The sequence below is a fragment of the Pseudomonas sp. LTJR-52 genome, assembly GCF_003691465.1.
In the GTDB taxonomy this organism is placed as follows: domain Bacteria; phylum Pseudomonadota; class Gammaproteobacteria; order Pseudomonadales; family Pseudomonadaceae; genus Chryseomonas; species Chryseomonas luteola.
This window is the reverse complement of sequence record NZ_CP033105.1, coordinates 1,992,291-2,007,539: the sequence shown is the minus strand read 5'-3', so window position 1 is coordinate 2,007,539 and position 15,249 is coordinate 1,992,291. Positions and strand designations below refer to the sequence as shown.

The following is a 15,249-nucleotide window of genomic DNA, read 5'->3' as shown; positions in this document are numbered from 1 at the left end:
TATAAAGAACAATACTTCTAGCAATTGAGAGTGAGCCTGCTACGCTAATAACAAGAGCGATTTGCACGTATAAAACCAACTAAATCACTCAATTATTAGAGCGTCCAAACAGCGAATTTAGTTGAGAATAAATCTTAATAAACAAAGATTTAATCCACTTTACCTGAATACGATTGACGGAAATCATTTAAACAAATCTTTTTTCGTCAAAAATTTTACACACGCGTTATTCAGGAATAGAATTCCACCGCCGCTTGCGACGTCATGTCGCAGGATGAGGCAGGATTTTTACTAGCAAAAACGATAAGGACCATGAGCATGCCTGATACGACCGGTCTTCTAGCTCACAATTGGAGCTTTGCGATTTTCCTTTTGGGTGTAGTCGGTCTTATAGGATTCATGCTCGGCGTTTCCAGCCTGCTAGGCAGCCGTGCTGTTGGCCGTAGTAAAAACGATCCCTTCGAGTCGGGTATCGTTCCTACCGGTGGAGCGCGACTGCGCCTCTCCGCTAAATTCTATCTGGTCGCGATGCTGTTCGTGATCTTTGACGTCGAAGCGCTCTTTCTCTTCGCATGGTCCGTATCCGTCCGTGAATCAGGATGGGCTGGATTCATCGAAGTTACAGTTTTCATAGCAATTCTGTTGGCGGGTCTTGTTTACCTATGGCGGATCGGGGCGCTCGACTGGGCTCCTGAAGGCCGCCGTAAGCGGCAGGCGAAGCTAAAACAATGAGGCTTTGGCGATGCAATACAAACTTACCAGGATCGATCCCGATGCGGTCGTAGAACGCTATCCGGCCGGGACACGGGAAACCGTTTCCGATCCGACTGAAGGGCAAGTCCATAAGAACATCTTTATGGGCAAGCTCGATGACGTCCTGCACAACACCGTCAACTGGGGGCGCAAGAACTCCCTCTGGCCTTACAACTTCGGTCTCTCGTGCTGCTATGTGGAAATGACCACAGCGTTTACCGCGCCGCACGATATCGCCCGCTTTGGTGCTGAAGTTATCCGGGCCTCCCCGCGCCAGGCGGATTTCATGGTGGTGGCAGGTACCTGCTTTATAAAGATGGCTCCGGTCATTCAGCGTCTTTACGAACAGATGCTCGAACCCAAGTGGGTCATCTCAATGGGCGCCTGCGCTAATTCCGGTGGTATGTACGACGTGTACTCGGTAGTCCAGGGCGTGGACAAGTTCCTGCCTGTAGACGTCTATATTCCGGGCTGCCCTCCTCGCCCCGAGGCATTCCTCCAAGGCTTGATGCTCTTGCAGGACTCGATTGGCGAAGAGCGTCGTCCACTCTCATGGGTTGTTGGTGAGCAAGGTATTTATCGTGCCGAGATGCCAGCCCAACGAGAGCAGCGACGCGAACAGCGTATTCAGGTAACCAACCTGCGCAGCCCCGACGAAGTGTGAGCCCTCAGGCTCACACGTGACGTTGACCGATAGCGACGGATAATCATGACTGCAGACACTGTTCTGTCCGCACCCCTGCACGCTGCCCAAGATGAAGGCGTGGTGGGTGAACTCAAGGCACGCTTTAGCGCGGATGCGCTAACTGTTCAAACCACTCGTACGGGCATGCCCGTAGTGTGGGTGCCCCGTGAAAAGCTTAAAGAAGTACTGACCTACCTGCGTAACCTGCCGCGTCCGTACGTCATGCTGTACGACCTGCACGGCATGGATGAACGGCTGCGTACCCAGCGCCGCGGCCTGCCGCCGGCCGACTTCACTGTGTTCTATCAGTTGATGTCCATCGAGCGGAATAGCGATGTGATGATCAAGGTCGCGCTGTCGATGAACGACCTGACCTTGCCCACCGTGACTGATATCTGGCCGAACGCTAACTGGTACGAGCGTGAAGTCTGGGACATGTTCGGCATCCGGTTCGACGGCCATCCCCTGCTCAAGCGGATGCTGATGCCTGACAGCTGGCAAGGCCACCCGCTGCGCAAGGACTATCCAGCCCGCGCGACGGAATTCGACCCCTACGCCCTGAACGCGGCGAAGCAGGATCTGGAGCAGGAAACCCTGCGCTTCAAGCCTGAAGAATGGGGCATGAAGCAGCAGAGCGACACGTCTGACTTCATGTTCCTGAACCTGGGTCCGAACCACCCGTCCGCCCACGGTGCCTTCCGTATCATTCTTCAGCTGGACGGCGAAGAAATTGTCGACTGCGTTCCCGAGATCGGCTATCACCACCGCGCAGCCGAGAAAACTGGCGAACGTCAATCCTGGCACAGTTACATTCCTTATACCGACCGGGTTGACTACCTGGGCGGTGTCATGAACAACCTCCCCTACGTACTGGCCGTTGAAAAGCTTGCCGGAATTACAGTCCCTGCACGGGTTGAGGTGATTCGAATCATGATGTGTGAATACTTCCGCATCATGAGTCATCTCCTGTTCCTGGGTACCTATATTCAGGACGTGGGCGCCATGACACCGGTCTTCTTCGCCTTTACGGATCGTCAGCGCGCCTACAAGGTGGTAGAAGCCATTACCGGCTTCCGGATGCACCCAGCATGGTTCCGTATTGGCGGTGTGGCCCATGACCTGCCTCGAGGATGGGACAAGCTAGTCAAGGAGTTCGTTGACTGGCTACCCAAGCGTCTGGATGAATACGAAAAATCAGCCATTCGGAACAGTATCCTAAAAGGTCGTACCGTAGGTGTAGCCCATTACAACACTGAAGAAGCGTTGCGCTGGGGCGTAACCGGCCCGAACTTGAGAGCCACCGGCCTGAACTTCGACATGCGCAAGGCACGGCCTTATTCGGGTTATCAGAACTTCGAATTCGAAGTTCCTATCGCACACAACGGCGATGCCTATGATCGTTGTCTGGTCCGTATCGAAGAGATGCGCCAGAGCCTGCGCATTATCGATCAGTGTCTGAAGAACATGCCTGAAGGCCCCTTCAAGGCAGACCATCCGTTGACGACGCCGCCGCCTAAAGAGCGCACGCTGCAACACATCGAGACCCTGATCACTCACTTCCTGCAAGTTTCCTGGGGACCGGTCATGCCGGCCAACGAATCCATGCAGATAATCGAGGCGACCAAAGGGTTGAACAGTTATTACCTGACGAGCGACGGCAGCACCATGAGCTACCGGACTCGCATTCGTACGCCCAGCTTCCCGCATCTCCAACAGATCCCCTCGGTGATCCGAGGCAGCATGGTGGCGGACCTGATCGCCTACCTGGGCAGTATCGATTTCGTCATGGCCGATGTGGACCGCTGATCATGAGTACACTGATTCAAACTGATCGTTTCGAGCTGAGTGAAACCGAACGCTCTGCCATCGAACATGAAATGCATCACTACGAGGATGCCCGTGCGGCATCTATCGAAGCACTGAAAATCGTTCAAACGGAACGTGGCTGGGTCCCGGATGGCGCTATCTATGCCATCGGTGAAATCCTCGGCATTCCTGCAAGCGATGTGGAAGGCGTAGCTACCTTCTATAGCCAGATTTTTCGTCAGCCCGTTGGCCGTCATATCATCCGCGTCTGCGACAGCATGGTCTGCTATATCGGTGGCCATGAATCCGTACTGGGACAGATCCAGGAGCAATTAGGTATCGGCCTGGGCCAGACAACTGCTGATGGTCGCTTTACCCTGCTCCCGACATGCTGCCTTGGCAACTGCGACAAAGCCCCTGCCCTGATGATCGATGAGGACACTTACGGCAATATCCAGCCGTCCGGTGTCGCCAAATTGCTGGAGGGTTATGTATGACGCTTACCTCCGTGGGTCCTGCGAACAAAATCGCTCGTACACCCGAAACTCATCCGCTTACCTGGCGTCTGCGTGACGATGCCGCGCCGGTCTGGCTTGAGGAATATACGTCCAAAGACGGCTATGGCGCTGCGCGCAAGGCGCTGGCTGACATGGCATCTACGGATATCGTTCAGACTGTCAAAGACTCGGGCCTCAAGGGCCGCGGTGGTGCGGGTTTCCCGACTGGCGTCAAATGGGGCCTGATGCCTGCTGACGAAAGCCTGAACATTCGTTATCTGCTATGCAACGCTGACGAAATGGAGCCTAACACCTGGAAGGACCGCCTGCTCATGGAGCAGCTGCCGCACCTCCTAGTAGAAGGCATGATCATCAGCGCACGGGCCTTGAAGGCCTACCGCGGTTATATCTTTCTTCGTGGTGAGTATGTCGACGCCGCACGCAACCTGAATCGCGCCATCAAGGAAGCCAAGGCCGCTGGCTACCTGGGCAAAAACATCTTTGGCAGTGGTTTTGACTTCGAGCTGTTTGTTCACACCGGTGCAGGCCGCTACATTTGCGGTGAAGAAACCGCTCTAATCAATTCGCTTGAAGGCCGCCGGGCCAATCCACGCTCCAAACCGCCTTTCCCTGCTGCTGTTGGCGTCTGGGGCAAGCCGACCTGCGTAAATAATGTCGAAACTCTGTGCAACGTGCCAGCTATCGTCGCCAATGGCGTCGATTGGTACAAATCATTGGCGCGCCAGGGAAGTGAAGACATGGGTACAAAACTCATGGGCTTCTCCGGCAAGGTCAAGAATCCCGGGGTGTGGGAGTTGCCGTTTGGCATACCCGCTCAAGAGCTATTCGAAGACTATGCTGGCGGTATGCGCGACGGTTATACCCTAAAGGCCTGGCAACCAGGTGGTGCAGGGACGGGTTTTCTGCTGCCAGAGCATCTTTCGGCACCCATGTTTGCTAGCGGCATCGCCAAAGTGGGTACCCGTATGGGTACCGGCCTCGCCATGGCGGTAGACCATACCGTCAATATGGTTTCGCTGCTGCGCAACATGGAAGAGTTCTTTGCCCGTGAGTCATGTGGCTGGTGTACACCCTGTCGCGATGGTCTGCCATGGAGCGTCAAGCTCTTGCGCGCACTGGAAAAAGGCGAAGGTCAAAGCGGCGATATCGAGACGCTACTGCAGCTATGCACCTTCCTTGGCCCAGGCAAAACATTCTGTGCTCATGCACCCGGTGCGGTCGAACCACTGGCCAGTGCGATCAAGTATTTCCGCAGCGAGTTCGAGGCAGGCGTGAAGAAGGCTCCCAGCGAGCCCCAGCCCTCCGTTGTAGAAACGGTCATTTGATTTGTGCGCTGGCCTCAGGGCCAGCCACTGTCGTCGCCTGAACGAACTTCGTAAAGACGTCGACACCGTGATTCCAATAGCCACGCCGCGGTAAGGCTGTGGAAAGGCTCGAGCCTTTCCAGGTCGCCCGGCAAACGAAGACTGAAGAACCATGGCCACTATCCACGTAGACGGCAAAGAGTACGAAGTCGACGGTGCGGACAACCTCTTGGAGGCTTGCCTGTCCCTCGGTCTCGATATTCCCTATTTCTGCTGGCATCCGGCGCTCGGTAGCGTTGGTGCCTGCCGACAGTGTGCGGTCAAGCAGTTCGCTGACGAGAACGACACCCGCGGTCGTCTTGTCATGTCCTGCATGACGCCTTCGACGGACAAGACCTATATTTCCATTGATGACCAGGAAGCTAAAGACTTCCGTAGCAGCGTCATCGAATGGCTGATGACTAACCACCCTCACGACTGCCCGGTCTGTGAAGAAGGAGGTCATTGCCACCTGCAAGACATGACCGTGATGACAGGCCATAACAAGCGCCGTTATCGCTTCACCAAGCGCACCCACCAGAATCAGGACCTGGGCCCGTTCATTTCCCATGAGATGAACCGCTGTATCGCCTGCTACCGCTGCGTGCGCTATTACAAGGATTACGCAGGCGGCACTGATCTAGGCGTTTATGGCGCCCATGACAATGTGTATTTTGGCCGCGTCGAGGAAGGCACGCTGGAAAGCGAGTTTTCCGGAAACCTGACTGAAGTCTGCCCAACCGGCGTCTTTACCGATAAGACCCACTCCGAGCGCTACAACCGCAAGTGGGACATGCAGTTTGCACCAAGCATCTGTCATGGCTGCTCGTCTGGTTGCAACATCAGCCCCGGTGAGCGCTATGGCGAGCTTCGTCGTATCGAGAACCGTTACAACGGCTCGGTTAACCATTATTTCCTGTGCGACCGTGGTCGCTTCGGGTATGGCTATGTGAACCGCAAGGATCGTCCTCGCCAGGCGCTGCTGCGTAACGGCTCGCTCAACGCAGGGGTAGATGCTGCACTGGACAAGGCTGCCGAGCTATTGCGTGGGCGCAGGGTAATCGGTATCGGCTCTCCCCGTGCCAGCCTGGAAAGCAACTATGCACTACGTGAACTGGTAGGTGCAGAAAACTATTACAGCGGCATGGCGAAGCACGAGCTTGAACATGTTCGTCTTGTACTGGATGTCTTGCGTAACAGCCCTCTTCCTGTACCCACCATCCGCGACATCGAGCACCATGACGCTGTGCTGGTCCTAGGCGAAGACCTGACTCAGACCGCAGCCCGTGTCGCTCTGGCAGTCCGTCAGGCAGCTAAAGGCAAGGCAACCGATATTGCAGCGGCAGCTCGTATTCCTGAGTGGCACAAGGCGGCTGTCCAGACCATCGGGCAGTCCAGCAAAAACCCCGTGTTTCTAGCCAGCCTGGCTGAGACACGTCTGGATGACATCGCTGCGCAGACTATCCACGGTGCGCCGGAAGATCTGGCTCGCTTCGGCTTTGCACTGGCCAACGCTCTCGACGCCTCCGCGCCGACAGTAGAAGGCTTGAGCGATGAAGTAGCGCAGCAGGTCAAGCTGGTAGCTGAGACCCTGCTCAATGCCAAGCGGCCGCTCATTATCTCGGGTACGTCACTGGGATCACGTGCGCTGATCGAGGCTGCTGCCAACATTGCCAAGGCACTGGCGCTGAAGGAAAAGAACGGCTCGCTGAGCCTTGTGGTTCCCGAAGCCAACAGCATGGGCCTGGCCATTTTTGGCGGCGAGTCGGTAGATGATGCGTTCGACGCGCTGACAGCGGGTAAAGCCGACGCGCTGGTCGTGCTGGAAAACGACCTGTTCCGTCGCGCCGACTCTGCACGCGTAGAAGAAGCGCTCAAGGCAGCCAAAACGTTGATCGTACTGGACCATCAGCGTACAGCTACGGCAGAGCGTGCCGACCTGATCCTGCCAGCCGCAAGCTTTGCGGAAGGTGATGGCACCCTGGTAAGCCAGGAGGGCCGTGCCCAGCGTTTCTTCCAGGTGTACGAGCCTACTTATTACGATCCGAGCAGCCTGATTCGTGAAGGCTGGCGTTGGCTACATGCACTGCATAGCACGTTGCAGGGCAAAGCTGTGGACTGGACGCAGCTGGACCAGGTTACCGAGGCGTGTGCAGCAAGCCATCCGAGCCTAGCCGGCATTCGGGATGCAGCGCCTAGCGCATCGTTCCGTATCAAGGGCCAGAAGCTTTCCCGTGAGCCTCACCGTTACAGCGGTCGTACTGCAATGCGCGCCAATATCAGCGTTCACGAGCCGCGTACGCCACAGGATATAGACTCTGCCTTCGCCTTCTCCATGGAAGGCTATTACGGCAGCGCCGAACCCCGTCAGCAGATCGCATTTGCCTGGTCTCCTGGCTGGAACTCGCCGCAAGCCTGGAATAAGTTCCAGGACGAGGTAGGCGGACATCTGCGTGCGGGCGATCCTGGTATTCGTCTGATTGAGTCTTCTGGCGACCGCCTGAGCTGGTTCAACGCCATTCCGGCAGCCTACGCGGCTCAGGCAAACCAGTGGAAAGCCGTACCGATCCATCATTTGTTCGGCAGTGAAGAGACATCGGCTCGTTCGGAGACCTTCCAGGAGCGTATCCCCGAGGTTTACGTTGCGCTTGCAAAAGCGGATGCAGACCGTCTGGGCGTCAATCCTGGCACCAAGGTCAGCGTTACGGTTGCTGGTCAGGCGCTGAGTCTACCGCTGGTGGTCAAGCCTGGCCTGGCTTCCGGCCTGATCGGTTTGCCAGTAGGGTTTGAAGGCATCCCTGCCCGCCTGGCGGGTCTTACCATCGATCGCGTTCAGGAGGCTGCGCAATGAGTTGGTTAACCCCTTCCGTCATCGCCATTATCCTGGCCGTCGTGAAGGCCATCGTGATCCTGCTTGCCGTAGTAATTTGCGGCGCGCTGCTCAGTTGGGTCGAGCGTCGTCTGCTCGGCCTCTGGCAGGACCGTCACGGCCCAAACCGTGTAGGTCCTTTCGGTGCATTCCAGTTGGGCGCCGATATGATCAAGATGTTCTTCAAGGAAGACTGGACGCCGCCGTTCGCGGACAAGATGACGTTCATGCTGGCACCCGTCATTGCGATGAGCGCCCTCTTGATCGCCTTTGCTGTAGTACCGATCACGCCAACTTGGGGCGTAGCAGACCTGAATATCGGCCTTCTATTCTTCTTTGCGATGGCTGGTCTTGCCGTGTATGCCGTGCTGTTCGCCGGCTGGTCGAGCAATAACAAGTTTGCCCTGCTTGGCAGCATGCGCGCTTCGGCGCAAACAGTGTCCTACGAAGTATTCATGGGCCTTTCGCTCATGGGCGTCGTAGCTGTAACCGGCTCCTTCAACATGCGTGACATCGTTGAAGCACAGCATCAGGGTTTGTGGTTCATCATTCCGCAATTCTTCGGCTTTTGTACATTCTTTATTGCAGGTGTAGCGGTTACTCACCGTCACCCCTTCGATCAGCCTGAAGCAGAACAGGAACTGGCGGATGGTTACCACGTGGAATATGCCGGCATGAAGTGGGGCATGTTCTTCGTAGGCGAATACATTGGCATCGTGCTGGTGTCTGCCCTGCTCGTCACGCTGTTCTTTGGTGGCTGGCATGGTCCGCTGTTGCCACCCTTCATCTGGTTCGCCCTGAAGACTGCGTTCTTCATCATGCTGTTCATTTTGCTGCGTGCGTCTATCCCACGTCCGCGCTATGACCAAGTGATGGCGTTCAGCTGGAAGGTGTGTCTGCCGTTGACCCTGATCAATCTGCTCGTCACCGGAGCCGTGGTGCTTTACAACGCCACGCCCGTCGCGGTTCAGTGAGGAGACCGTCCATGTTTAAAGAAATTATTAACGTCATACATGGTACTGGGACTCAGCTACGCAGCCTGCTGATGGTCTTTTCCCATGCCTTCAGAAAGCGTGACACCCTGCAGTACCCAGAAGAGCAGGTCTATCTGCCTCCCCGATACCGCGGGCGAATCGTACTGACGCGCGACCCCGATGGTGAGGAGCGATGTGTAGCCTGCAACCTGTGCGCAGTAGCATGTCCGGTAGGCTGTATTTCCCTGCAGAAAACCGAAGCAGAAGATGGTCGCTGGTATCCGGAGTTTTTCCGGATCAACTTCTCACGCTGCATCTTCTGCGGCATGTGTGAAGAGGCTTGCCCTACTACTGCAATTCAGCTGACACCGGACTTCGAAATGTGTGAGTACGATCGCCAGAACCTGGTGTATGAGAAGGAACACCTTCTTATTTCCGGACCTGGTAAGTACCCGGACTACAACTTCTATCGCGTTGCCGGTATGTCCATTGCGGGCAAACCCAAAGGTGCTGCGAAGAACGAGGCCGAGCCAATCAACGTCAAGAGCCTGCTGCCGTAAGGACGGAAAAGATGGAATTTGCTTTCTATTTCGCTGCCGGTGTCGCCGTACTGGCCACGTTCAGGGTGATTACCAACCGTAATCCGGTACATGCCCTGCTCTACCTCATCATCTCGCTGTTGGCGGTCTCGATGACCTTCTTCAGCCTTGGTGCTCCATTCGCCGGTGCGCTCGAGGTCATCGTATACGCTGGCGCCATCATGGTGCTGTTCGTATTCGTCGTGATGATGCTCAACCTCGGCCCGGCCGTGGTTGAGCAGGAACGCAAGTGGTTAACACCTGGCATCTGGGTTGGCCCTTCGATTCTTTCAATTGCGCTGCTGGTCGAGTTGCTGCTGGTGCTGGGCAGAATGCCCGGCGGTGCAGGCATCGGTCATACCACGGTTGATGCGAAAGCGGTTGGTATCAGCCTGTTCGGCCCCTATCTGCTAGCGGTCGAACTGGCGTCGATGCTGCTCCTGGCTGCGCTGGTTGCGGCCTACCACTTGGGCCGGCAACAAGACGTCAAAGGCGTCGGCGAGTAACTCGTTAAGGAATGGACCTATGAATGCGATACCTCTGGAACATGGTCTGGCACTTGCCGGCGCGTTGTTCGCCCTGGGTCTGGTTGGCCTGATGGTACGGCGCAACATCCTGTTCATATTGATGAGTCTGGAAATCATGATGAATGCTTCCGCCCTGGCTTTTGTGGTCGGTGGCAGTCGCTGGGGGCAACCGGATGGTCAGGTGATGTTCATTCTGGTACTGAGCCTTGCTGCTGCCGAGGCGAGTATCGGCCTGGCGATCCTGCTGCAATTGTATCGCCGTTTCCAAACCCTCGATGTCGATGCTGCCAGCGAGATGCGCGGATGAACCTGTTACCTCTTACCTTCGTCTTTCCCCTTATCGGGTTTGTGCTGCTGGCGTTTTCCCGTAGCCGCTGGTCCGAAAACCTATCTGCCCTGATTGGAGTAGGCTCGGTCGGGCTATCTGCGCTTACAGCCGCCTGGGTTAGCTGGCAGTTCCTGTCCAGCCCGCCGCCTTCCGGCGCGGTCACCCAGGTGCTGTGGAACTGGATGACCGTCGATGGCTTTGCACCCAACATTGCGCTGTACCTGGATGGTCTCTCAGTAACCATGCTGTGTGTGGTCACCGGTGTAGGCTTTCTGATTCACCTGTTTGCCTCTTGGTACATGCGCGGTGAAGCAGGCTATGCACGCTTTTTTGCCTATACCAACCTGTTCGTGGCAAGCATGTTGTTCCTGGTACTGGGCGATAATCTGCTCTTCCTCTACTTTGGTTGGGAAGGTGTAGGCCTGTGCAGTTACCTGCTGATCGGGTTCTACTACAGCGAACGTGCCAACGGTAACGCCGCACTCAAGGCCTTTATCGTAACCCGCGTGGGCGACGTGTTCATGGCCTTCGGTCTATTCATCCTATTCATGACACTGGGCACCCTGGATATCCAGGAACTGCTGGCTCGTGCGCCAGATGTGTTCACGATGAACGATCCGCTGCTGATGCTGGCTACGCTGATGCTGCTGGGTGGTGCGGTAGGTAAATCTGCCCAGCTGCCTTTGCAAACCTGGCTGGCCGATGCGATGGCAGGCCCGACCCCAGTATCGGCGCTGATCCACGCAGCGACCATGGTGACTGCCGGCGTATACCTGATCGCCCGTTGTCATGGATTGTTCGAGCTGACGCCTTCGATTTTGCATCTGGTAGGTATCGTGGGTGCGGTTACGCTGGTACTGGCAGGCTTTGCTGCACTGGTACAAACCGACATCAAGCGTATCCTCGCGTACTCCACCATGAGCCAGATCGGCTACATGTTCCTGGCCCTGGGTGTAGGCGCCTGGAGCGGTGCGATCTTCCACCTGATGACCCATGCATTCTTCAAGGCACTTCTGTTCCTTGCATCCGGCTCGGTCATCCTGGCCTGCCATCACGAGCAGAACATCTTCAAGATGGGCGGTCTGTGGAAAAAGATTCCGCTGGCCTATGCAAGCTTCCTGGTTGGTGGCTCAGCGCTGGCAGCGCTACCGCTGGTTACGGCAGGCTTCTACTCCAAAGACGAGATCCTTTGGGAAGCCTTTGCCAGTGGCCATCAGAATCTGCTGATTGCAGGCCTGGTAGGCGCCTTCCTGACCTCAATCTACACCTTCCGCCTGATCTTTATCGTGTTCCACGGTGAGGCCAAGACTGAAGCTCATGGTGGTCACGGAATCGCGCATCATTTGCCGCTAATCGTCCTGATCGTACTGTCCACCTTTATCGGCGCCTGGATCACTCCACCGCTGGCGGGTGTACTGCCTCAGTCGGCCGGCCATGCGGGCGGAGAAGCCAAGCACAGTCTGGAAATTGCCTCGGGCGCTATTGCGCTGGCTGGCATTCTGTTGGCAGCCCTGCTCTTCCTGGGCAAGCGTCGCTTTGTGAGCGCACTTGCCAAGAGTGCCCCGGGTCGCTTTTTTGGTACCTGGTGGTATCACGCCTGGGGCTTCGATTGGCTCTACAACTGGATCTTCGTGAAACCTTACCTGGCAATTACCCGACTGCTGCGTAGCGACCCGATCGACAAAGCGATCCTGATTGTCCCGATCCTCGCGCGTGCCGGTAACCTCACGCTGAGCCTTACAGAGAACGGCCGCCTGCGTTGGTATGCTGCCTCCATCGTGGGTGGTGCAGTGCTGCTTCTGGCCGCACTGCTTCTGGCCTGACTTGAATCTACGAAAGGAATTGAGCCCGTCATGATTCTGCCTTGGCTAATCCTGATCCCCTTCATAGGCGGTCTGCTGTGCTGGCTGGGAGATCGCTCCGGCAATCTTCTGCCACGCTGGATTGCTTTATTAACCATGCTGCTGGAGCTGGTGCTTGGCCTGTGGGTCTGGTGGCACGGTGACTTCAGCCTGGCCCCTGCTCCGGGTAGCGAGCAGAACTGGACCGTCGAATTCCAGTATCCCTGGATTGAGCGCTTCGGTATCAGTCTGCACTTTGCCATGGACGGCTTGTCGCTGCTTATGGTGTTACTGACTGGTCTGCTGGGTCTTTTGGCTGTTGTCTGCTCTTGGCGCGAGATCCAGAAGCATGTTGGCTTCTTCCACCTGAACCTACTATGGATTCTAGGTGGTGTGGTTGGTGTGTTCCTGGCTGTCGACCTCTTCCTATTCTTCTTCTTTTGGGAAATGATGCTGGTGCCGATGTATTTCCTCATCGCGCTCTGGGGTCACAGCTCCGCCGACGGTAAGAAGAGCCGAATTACCGCAGCTACCAAGTTCTTCATTTTCACCCAAGCCAGCGGCTTGATCATGCTGGTGGCCATCGTGGCCCTGGTGCTGGTGCACTATAGTGCAACCGGCGTGCTGACCTTCGAATATGAAGACCTGCTGAAAACGCAGATGGATCCAACGACTGAATACCTGCTGATGCTGGGCTTCTTCATTGCCTTTGCCGTGAAGCTGCCTGCCGTGCCGGTTCACTCCTGGCTTCCCGATGCACACGCACAGGCACCAACAGCCGGTTCCGTAGACCTTGCCGGTATTCTGTTGAAAACAGCCGCTTACGGTCTTCTGCGCTTTGCCGTACCGCTGTTTCCCAATGCCTCGGCCGAGTTTGCGCCCATTGCCATGTGGCTCGGGATCATCGGAATCTTCTACGGTGCGTTCCTGTCCTTCGCACAGACTGACATCAAGCGTCTTGTGGCCTACTCCAGCGTTTCGCACATGGGCTTCGTCTTAATCGGTATCTACTCCGGCAGCCAGCATGCACTGCAGGGTGTCGTGGTACAGATGATCGCCCATGGTCTTTCGGCAGCAGGCTTGTTCATCCTGTGCGGTCAGCTCTATGAGCGCCTGCATACACGCGACATGCGTGAGATGGGTGGACTCTGGGGTCGCCTCCCCTACCTGCCGGCCCTCAGCCTGTTCTTCGCTTCGGCGTCGCTGGGCCTGCCGGGTACCGGTAACTTCGTAGGCGAGTTCCTGATTCTGATGGGTGCGTTCCCAATGGTGCCGCTGACCGTTGTGATCGCTACATTCGGTCTGGTTGCGGCTTCGGTGTACTCATTGATCATGATCCACCGTGCGTACTTTGGTCCTGCGAAGTCTGAAGGGGAATTGCCGGGGCTCAATGCACGCGAGCTGTCCATGGTACTGCTTCTGGTCGGTCTGCTGATCCTCCTGGGTGTTTATCCGCAGCCCATTCTGGATACGTCGGCAGCCAGCATGAGTGGTGTACACCAGTGGCTGGGTACAGCTTTCTCTTCCATTGTTTCTGCCCGGTAGTAGCGCCATGACCTTTACAACGGAACATCTCATCGCACTTCTGCCGCTCCTCATCACCGGTCTGACCGCCGTTGTGGTGATGCTGGCGATAGCCTGGCGGCGCAACCACACCGTGATTCCGACACTGTCGGTCATCGGTTTGAACCTGGCCCTGCTGTCCATTGTGTACTCGATGCGGGTCGTCGATATCGACGTCACCAGCCTGATGCGCATGGATGGCTACACCTACTTCTATACCGCACTGATCCTGATTACCACATTGGCATGCATGACGCTGTCGCATGCTTACATGGAGGGATACTCCAGCAATCGTGAAGAGCTTTACCTACTGCTTTTACTGTCCTGTACGGGCGGTATCGTGTTGGTAAGCTCGCAGCACCTGGCTTCGCTGTTCATTGGCCTTGAGCTGCTGTCCGTACCGGTGTATGGCCTGGTGGCCTATTCCTACTTCAATCGCCGCTCCCTTGAGGCTGGCATGAAGTATCTGGTGCTATCTGCTGCTGGCTCGGCCATTCTGCTGTTTGGCATGGCCCTGCTGTATGCACAGTCCGGCACCCTGAGTTTTAGCGGAATCGGTGCGCAGCTGACTCAGCAAGCCTCGGCCGGCCTGCTGCTGGAACTCGGTATCGGCATGATGATCGTAGGTCTGGGCTTCAAACTGTCGCTGGTACCCTTCCATTTGTGGACGCCGGATGTCTATGAAGGCGCACCGGCACCGGTGGGCGCTTACCTGGCTACTGCGAGCAAGGTTGCCGTTTTCGCTGTCGTGGTTCGTCTGTTCCAGACCATGCCCGCTGCGCTGAACGATACATGGCTGCATAACCTGATCGCTTTCATCGCCATCATCTCCATTCTGGTCGGCAACCTCTTGGCCCTGATGCAGAGCAACCTCAAGCGTCTGCTGGGCTACTCTTCCATCTCACATTTTGGATACCTGCTCGTAGCCCTCGCTGCCAGCAATGGTATTGCGGTAGAGGCGATTGGGGTGTACTTGGCGACTTATGTCGTTACCAGCCTGGGAGCCTTTGGCGTGATCGTGCTCATGTCCAGCCCAAGCAATGGCACACGCGATGCCGATGCGCTGTTTGAGTACCGCGGACTGTTCTGGAGACGCCCGTATCTGACCGCCGTTCTAACAGTGATGATGCTGTCGCTTGCAGGTATTCCGTTGACGGCGGGCTTTATCGGCAAGTTCTACATTATTACGGTGGGTGTCGAGTCCCATCTGTGGTGGCAGACCGCGGCGGTCGTTATTGGTAGCGCCATCGGCCTGTTCTATTACCTGCGTGTCATGGTAACGATGTATCTGGTACAACCAGGTCTGAGCCGTCACGATGCACCCATGAACTGGGGTGAGCGTGCCGGCGGCATCATGCTTATCGCCATTGCAGCCCTGACGCTGCTGTTGGGTGTTTACCCGCAGCCCTTGTTGCAAGTGCTTCAACATACAGGCCTGTAAGGGCCTCTCATAAAAAAGCCCCA

The 15,249-nt window shown here is 56.4% G+C and carries 13 protein-coding genes; all 13 read left to right on the top strand.

The annotated features are described in order from the left end of the window. The first annotated feature begins 318 nt into the window (after positions 1-318). The 13 genes from EAW52_RS09335 (at position 319) to nuoN (ending at position 15,226) form a co-directional block, all read left to right on the top strand. Positions 319-732: an NADH-quinone oxidoreductase subunit A gene (locus EAW52_RS09335; protein ID WP_010794902.1), complete on the top strand. Its 414-nt coding sequence runs from the start codon at positions 319-321 to the stop codon at positions 730-732. A 10-nt stretch (positions 733-742) separates the two neighbouring features. Beyond that, positions 743-1,417: an NADH-quinone oxidoreductase subunit B family protein gene (locus tag EAW52_RS09330; protein WP_010794903.1), complete on the top strand. Its 675-nt coding sequence runs from the start codon at positions 743-745 to the stop codon at positions 1,415-1,417. A 45-nt stretch (positions 1,418-1,462) separates the two neighbouring features. Further along, positions 1,463-3,244: an NADH-quinone oxidoreductase subunit C/D gene (nuoC, locus tag EAW52_RS09325; RefSeq protein WP_010794904.1), complete on the top strand. Its 1,782-nt coding sequence runs from the start codon at positions 1,463-1,465 to the stop codon at positions 3,242-3,244. Beyond that, positions 3,241-3,741 (top strand): NADH-quinone oxidoreductase subunit NuoE, encoded by a 501-nt coding sequence (nuoE, locus tag EAW52_RS09320; RefSeq protein ID WP_173869050.1) that lies wholly within the window; start codon positions 3,241-3,243, stop codon positions 3,739-3,741. Before nuoC ends, nuoE begins: the two co-directional genes overlap by 4 nt. Then, entirely contained in the window at positions 3,738-5,087 is a 1,350-nt protein-coding gene (gene nuoF / locus EAW52_RS09315) for an NADH-quinone oxidoreductase subunit NuoF (protein ID WP_122042207.1), read from the top strand. Before nuoE ends, nuoF begins: the two co-directional genes overlap by 4 nt. 151 nt (positions 5,088-5,238) lie before the next feature. Continuing rightward, entirely contained in the window at positions 5,239-7,956 is a 2,718-nt protein-coding gene (nuoG, locus tag EAW52_RS09310; RefSeq protein ID WP_122042206.1) for an NADH-quinone oxidoreductase subunit NuoG, read from the top strand. Next, complete coding sequence (nuoH, locus tag EAW52_RS09305; protein WP_122042205.1) at positions 7,953-8,948, top strand: NADH-quinone oxidoreductase subunit NuoH; 996 nt, start codon at positions 7,953-7,955, stop codon at positions 8,946-8,948. The genes nuoG and nuoH overlap by 4 nt, the downstream gene beginning before the upstream one ends. Positions 8,949-8,959: 11 nt before the next feature. Continuing rightward, a complete protein-coding gene (gene nuoI / locus EAW52_RS09300) occupies positions 8,960-9,508 on the top strand; it encodes an NADH-quinone oxidoreductase subunit NuoI (RefSeq protein ID WP_122042204.1) in 549 nt (182 codons plus the stop codon). A gap of 11 nt (positions 9,509-9,519) precedes the next feature. After that, on the top strand, positions 9,520-10,032 hold the full coding sequence (gene nuoJ / locus EAW52_RS09295) for an NADH-quinone oxidoreductase subunit J (RefSeq protein WP_122042203.1): 513 nt from the start codon (positions 9,520-9,522) through the stop codon (positions 10,030-10,032). Positions 10,033-10,051: 19 nt separating this feature from the next. Further along, a complete protein-coding gene (gene nuoK, locus EAW52_RS09290) occupies positions 10,052-10,360 on the top strand; it encodes an NADH-quinone oxidoreductase subunit NuoK (RefSeq protein ID WP_010794911.1) in 309 nt (102 codons plus the stop codon). After that, positions 10,357-12,204 carry an NADH-quinone oxidoreductase subunit L gene (gene nuoL / locus EAW52_RS09285; protein ID WP_122042202.1) on the top strand — a complete coding sequence of 616 codons (1,848 nt, stop codon included), beginning with the start codon at positions 10,357-10,359 and terminating at the stop codon, positions 12,202-12,204. The genes nuoK and nuoL overlap by 4 nt, the downstream gene beginning before the upstream one ends. A gap of 30 nt (positions 12,205-12,234) precedes the next feature. Then, the gene (gene nuoM / locus EAW52_RS09280; RefSeq protein ID WP_010794913.1) at positions 12,235-13,767 is read left to right on the top strand and encodes an NADH-quinone oxidoreductase subunit M; all 1,533 of its coding nucleotides are present in this window, start codon (positions 12,235-12,237) and stop codon (positions 13,765-13,767) included. A 7-nt stretch (positions 13,768-13,774) separates the two neighbouring features. Beyond that, positions 13,775-15,226: an NADH-quinone oxidoreductase subunit NuoN gene (gene nuoN, locus EAW52_RS09275; protein ID WP_010794914.1), complete on the top strand. Its 1,452-nt coding sequence runs from the start codon at positions 13,775-13,777 to the stop codon at positions 15,224-15,226. The last annotated feature ends 23 nt before the right edge of the window (positions 15,227-15,249 follow it).

Bases quoted from the DNA above. Each gene is read 5' to 3' on its own strand.
- EAW52_RS09335 (WP_010794902.1), top strand. From the start codon at position 319: ATGCCTGATACGACCGGTCTTCTAGCTCACAATTGGAGCTTTGCGATT.
- EAW52_RS09330 (WP_010794903.1), top strand. From the start codon at position 743: ATGCAATACAAACTTACCAGGATCGATCCCGATGCGGTCGTAGAACGC.
- nuoC (WP_010794904.1), top strand. From the start codon at position 1,463: ATGACTGCAGACACTGTTCTGTCCGCACCCCTGCACGCTGCCCAAGAT.
- nuoF (WP_122042207.1), top strand. From the start codon at position 3,738: ATGACGCTTACCTCCGTGGGTCCTGCGAACAAAATCGCTCGTACACCC.
- nuoG (WP_122042206.1), top strand. From the start codon at position 5,239: ATGGCCACTATCCACGTAGACGGCAAAGAGTACGAAGTCGACGGTGCG.
- nuoH (WP_122042205.1), top strand. From the start codon at position 7,953: ATGAGTTGGTTAACCCCTTCCGTCATCGCCATTATCCTGGCCGTCGTG.
- nuoI (WP_122042204.1), top strand. From the start codon at position 8,960: ATGTTTAAAGAAATTATTAACGTCATACATGGTACTGGGACTCAGCTA.
- nuoJ (WP_122042203.1), top strand. From the start codon at position 9,520: ATGGAATTTGCTTTCTATTTCGCTGCCGGTGTCGCCGTACTGGCCACG.
- nuoK (WP_010794911.1), top strand. From the start codon at position 10,052: ATGAATGCGATACCTCTGGAACATGGTCTGGCACTTGCCGGCGCGTTG.
- nuoL (WP_122042202.1), top strand. From the start codon at position 10,357: ATGAACCTGTTACCTCTTACCTTCGTCTTTCCCCTTATCGGGTTTGTG.
- nuoM (WP_010794913.1), top strand. From the start codon at position 12,235: ATGATTCTGCCTTGGCTAATCCTGATCCCCTTCATAGGCGGTCTGCTG.
- nuoN (WP_010794914.1), top strand. From the start codon at position 13,775: ATGACCTTTACAACGGAACATCTCATCGCACTTCTGCCGCTCCTCATC.